Source organism: Candidatus Nanopelagicales bacterium (assembly GCA_018003655.1).
Lineage (GTDB): Bacteria > Actinomycetota > Actinomycetes > S36-B12 > UBA10799 > JAGNDY01.
Genome location: JAGNDY010000116.1, coordinates 1 through 4,743, shown reverse-complemented (window position 1 = coordinate 4,743; position 4,743 = coordinate 1). Strand labels below are relative to the sequence as shown.

4 protein-coding genes are annotated in these 4,743 nt (G+C 61.7%); 3 read left to right on the top strand and 1 reads right to left on the bottom strand.

What is annotated here, in order from left to right; translation table 11 throughout:
- Nucleotides 1-148, bottom strand: a 148-nt coding sequence (locus KAZ48_10710) for a DUF2510 domain-containing protein (GenBank protein ID MBP7973261.1), incomplete at its 3' end; no start/stop codon positions are given.
- A 211-nt stretch (nt 149-359) separates the two neighbouring features.
- On the opposite strand from KAZ48_10710, the gene KAZ48_10705 reads away from it, so the two are divergent.
- From KAZ48_10705 to KAZ48_10695, 3 genes are all read left to right on the top strand, one after another.
- Nucleotides 360-1,919, top strand: a complete 1,560-nt coding sequence (locus KAZ48_10705) for a sugar porter family MFS transporter (GenBank protein ID MBP7973260.1) — start codon at nt 360-362, stop codon at nt 1,917-1,919.
- Between the two features lie 84 nt (nt 1,920-2,003).
- Nucleotides 2,004-2,672 carry a hypothetical protein gene (locus tag KAZ48_10700; protein MBP7973259.1) on the top strand — a complete coding sequence of 223 codons (669 nt, stop codon included), beginning with the start codon at nt 2,004-2,006 and terminating at the stop codon, nt 2,670-2,672.
- 321 nt (nt 2,673-2,993) lie between these two features.
- Nucleotides 2,994-4,721 carry a nitrite/sulfite reductase gene (locus tag KAZ48_10695; protein ID MBP7973258.1) on the top strand — a complete coding sequence of 576 codons (1,728 nt, stop codon included), beginning with the start codon at nt 2,994-2,996 and terminating at the stop codon, nt 4,719-4,721.
- Nucleotides 4,722-4,743 lie beyond the last annotated feature (22 nt).

Below are 4,743 nucleotides of genomic sequence, written 5' to 3'. Positions count from 1 at the left end.
CCGGAGCCGCTTCGGCCACGGCCGATGAATGAGCACCGGGGTGCGACTGGGTGTGGTCGGTCCACCCGACTCCATCCCACCAGCGGACCATGGAACCGTCCTGCGGATCCGCGTACCAGCCTGCTACCGGACTACCTGATTCAGTCACTCAGTTTCCCTTTCCGCGTGCCCTCATGGCGGGCAACTGCGACCTGCATTGCGCCAAACGAGCCCCCACTCATCCCAATGAGGCTTCACGGTACTCGACAGGTCGCTTTGTGACACACATCTCGATACGCTCCGCTACGTGGAGCCGCGCGTCGGGACGCGGTGTCTTGGTGGTCGCCCATAGGCGTCCACCCTGAGTCAGGAGGAACCCAATGCAAGGTCCGACGCCGGGAACTAGTGGTCCCGCAGTTGTTGAGAAGGCCCATACGGGCAAAGTTGTTGGAATCTCAATCATCGCCGCGCTGGGTGGATTCCTGTTCGGCTATGACAGCTCCGTCATTAACGGTGCAAACAAGGCGGTTTTCTACCACTTCCAGATCACCAACACCGGCATGCAGGGATTCGTCGTCGCGATCGCGCTGCTCGCCTCGGCGGTCGGTGCCTTCTTCGGTGGTCGATTCGCTGATCGCTACGGCCGCAAGAAGGTCATGGTCATCGCGGCGATCCTGTTCCTTATCGCTGGTGTCGGACAGGCGTTCCCGTTTAGCGTCGGCGACTTCATGCTGTGGCGCGTCGTTGGTGGGTTCGCGATCGGCTTGGCGGCTGTCATCTCGCCGATGTACATCTCCGAGGTCGCCCCGGCACACCTGCGCGGTCGACTGTCGTCGCTCTTCCAACTCGCCATCGTCGTCGGCATCTTCTCGACTCAGCTGGTCAACCAGATCATCATCGGGCTAACACCCAATGAGATCACCGATCCGCTCAAGAGCCCCCTGGTTCCGCCGGTTGAGGCCAACAACACTCTCGCACTTGGACTTGAGGCGTGGCAGTGGATGTTCCTCTGCATGGTCGTGCCCGCAGTCATCTACTGGATGCTGTCGCTGACAATTCCCGAGTCACCGCGTTACTTGGTTGCACAACGCAAGTTCGACAAGGCGAAAGAGGTCCTGTCGTCGATCTTCCAGGGAGATGTTGGGCCCAAGCTCAGCAGCATCCAGAAGTCGCTCGAGGGTGATCACAAGCCGAGCATGAAGGACATCAAGGGTCCGCGACTCGGACTTCTCCCGTTAGTCTGGGTCGGCATCATCCTGGCGATCTTCCAGCAGTTCGTGGGCATCAACGCGGTGTTCTACTACTCGAACCTGATCTGGAGCGCGGTTGGCTTTGACGAGAGCAAAGCCTTCCTCACGTCGACGATCATCAGTGCTGTCAACGTGCTGTTCACCTTCGTGGCCATCGCGCTGATCGACCGGGTTGGCCGCAAGTTGCTTCTGCTGGTCGGTTCCGCTGGCATGTTTGTGACCTTGGCAATCCTGGCGTTTGTGTTCGCGTCGGCACCAAAGTGCACGGACGCCTTGATCCAAGCGGGCGGCACCAGTGGCTGTACGGTTGCGGCCGACCTGAACTCGCCGATCTTGTCTGACTCCAGTGGTCTGATTGCGGTCATCGCGTTGAACACCTACGTCGCGTTCTTCGCAGCGACCTGGGGTCCGATCGTGTGGGTTCTGCTCGGCGAGATGTTCCCGAACAAGATCCGCGCGGCCGCACTGTCTATCGGTGTCATGGCCAACTGGATCGCCAACTTCATCGTGTCGGAGAGCTTCCCGACTCTGGTCAGCATCTCGCTTGGCCTGGCGTATGGCATCTTCACCGTCTGTGCGTTGCTGTCCTTCTTCTACGTGCTGAAGTTCGTGAAGGAGACCAAGGGAGTCGAACTCGAAGATATGGAGTCCCTCGAGGGCGTGCGGCTTCCCGACAAGCCGAGCACCTAAACACAGACAGCAGTCGATCCCGTCCCCGCGAGTTGCGGAGGCGGGATCGACTGCTGTCTGGTGCATGCCGACTACTCTTGCCTTATGCGATGCACGGGCAACCGAACAGGTCTGCCGAAACCAGGTGTGTCGGGACTCGGTATGCCGAAAATCCTCGGGCTGACTGCCCTGATGGTGTCGGCGACGGTGGTCGTCACGGGTTGCTCCGGTGCGGACTTGATCGAGAGAACCGAGCAAGCAAACCGACTACAGTCCGCATCCGCCTTCGGCTCTCTGACCGCAGATATCGAATCAACGCAGGCCACTGACTACCCCGGATCGGCCGATCTTGCTGCCGTGAAGCGTTGGGAAACCACGACAACCGAGCAGCTGGGCGCAACGTCACAGCGATTTGCGACCTGGTCCTCGCTGACCGAAACCCTGACGTTTGTCCCCAGCCCGCCACCTGGACCCAGCGAGGCGGGCATCACCGCCTTCAACCAGACCTACGCCCAGTGGTCGACCACCAGACGGGCCTACGTGCGCGCGGTCCGCCGGTGTCTACGAGGTGACAAGAAGAAGGTCATTGACAAGTGCCTGGACAACGTCCAAACCAGTAGCGCTGCCGGTCGCCTCAAGGCGGATGCGGCAATGTCCAGTGAGATCGCCAGGATGCGGCTGAGCCTGAGCACCACGGACAGGTCGTCAGCCCAACCCTCCCCCGCCGAAACGACCAACTCCGCCACGCCTAGCGGCTCACCTAGCGCGAACTGAGGTTCCTCGCCGCGGCACCCGCTGCCATGGACTTCGGCTCCGGTGAAGCGAGAGCCAAGCCAGCGTGACCTCGGCGTCGCGCCGACGGCGACCCTGTGGCAGCATGTGTGCCATGCCTTCGACCACCCCGATCCTTGTGGCGCGCCGCCACATCGATTTCGGACGTGTCGCAAGTGCCGTGTGTTCTTGTCGTTGTGCCTGATCGCCGTCCACCAGCCATTGCTGGACGCGCATGCTCGGCCTTCGCCGTTCATCACCTTTCTGATGGTCGCCATTGGGCGCTGCTGTGCGGTCAGCTAACCGAACAGAGGAGACGCCCCAGTGGCGCCACCATCCAAGCCAGCATTCTGCGATCCGACAACTGAGCAACCTTCGGCCAGCGCGCTCCCGCCGTCCCGAGCCAAACGACCGAAAGGGCAGGGGCAGTGGGCGCTCGGGCACCTCGAGCCACTCAATCCCAACGAGCGAGTCAAGAAGGACGACAACGGCCTTAACGTGCGGGCCCGCATCGAGAACGTCTATTCGAAGGCTGGGTTCGCGAGCATCGACCCAGGCGATCTACGCGGCCGCTTCCGTTGGTGGGGCCTCTATACCCAGCGTGCGCCAGGGATCGACGGTGGTCGTACCGCCGCCCTTGAACCGGAAGAACTCGATGATGAGTACTTCATGCTGCGGGTCCGCAGCGACGGTGGCCAGTTGTCGGTGGCCCAACTACGCGTCATTGCCGGCATCTCACGTGACTTCGGTCGGGACACCGCCGACATCACCGATCGACAGAACATCCAACTTCACTGGATCCGAGTCGAAGATGTGCCGAAGATCTGGCAGCGACTCGAAGCCGTCGGCCTGAGTTCGACCGAAGCCTGTGGCGATACGCCGCGGGTCATCCTTGGGTCACCTGTGGCTGGTGTCGCTGCCGACGAGATCATCGACGGCACCCCCGCCATCGATGAGATCCTGCGTCGCTACATAGGCAATCCGGAATACGCCAACCTTCCTCGCAAGTTCAAGACCGCCATCTCCGGCTCGCCCCACCAAGATGTCGCTCACGAGATCAACTGCATCTCGTTCATCGGAGTGATTCATCCAACGCATGGCCCCGGCTTCGACCTCTTCGTCGGTGGCGGACTCTCCACCAACCCGATGTTCGCTCAGCGTCTGGGCGCGTGGGTCGCGCTAGACGACGTTCCCGAGGTTTGGGAAGCGATCATTCGCCTGTACCGCGACTACGGCTACCGCCGCATGCGTACCCGTGCCCGATTGAAGTTCCTGGTAGCCGATTGGGGCGTGGAGAAGTTCCGGCAGGTACTCGAAGATGAGTTCCTCAACCGGCAATTGATCGACGGTCCGGCTCCTGCCGACCCACCCACCGGCCGCCGCGACCACGTCGGCGTCCATCCGCAGAACGACGGCAACCACTACCTGGGCGTAGCACCTACCGTCGGTCGCGTCTCCGGTGAGTTGCTGTTCGCGATCGCTGACATCGCCGACGGGGTCGGTAGCGATCGAATCAGGCTGACCGCTGAGCAGAAACTCGTCCTCTTGGACGTGCCCGCCGAACGCGTGGATGAGGCCGCTGCCGCGTTCGAGTCACTCGGTCTGTTTGTCCGACCCAGCGAGTTCAGACGTGGCGCAATGGCGTGCACCGGGATCGAGTACTGCAAACTCGCGATCGTTGAGACCAAAGCCCGTGCCGCCGACATGGTCGCCGAGCTGGAAGACCGACTCCCCACCTTCGACGCGCCGCTAAGCATCCATGTCAACGGTTGCCCGAACTCGTGTGCCCGATTCCAGGTCGCCGACATCGGTTTCAAGGGATCTCTGGTCACTGATGACGACGGCCGCACGGTTGAGGGATTCCAGGTTCACCTCGGGGGCACCCTCGGGGGCGGTGTTGGCCTTGGTCGCAAGCTGCGTGCGCACAAGGTGACGGCCGACGAGTTGCCTGTATTCGTCGAGCGGGTCACGAGCAACTACCTCGAACAGCGCGAAGTCGACGAATCATTTGCCGTTTGGGCAACACGTGCCGATGACGCGGACCTGCGATGAACGCACCCATGTACTGCCCGTT

Excerpts from the sequence above, each read along its gene's own strand:
- KAZ48_10705 (MBP7973260.1), top strand. The coding sequence starts at position 360 with ATGCAAGGTCCGACGCCGGGAACTAGTGGTCCCGCAGTTGTTGAGAAG.
- KAZ48_10700 (MBP7973259.1), top strand. The coding sequence starts at position 2,004 with ATGCGATGCACGGGCAACCGAACAGGTCTGCCGAAACCAGGTGTGTCG.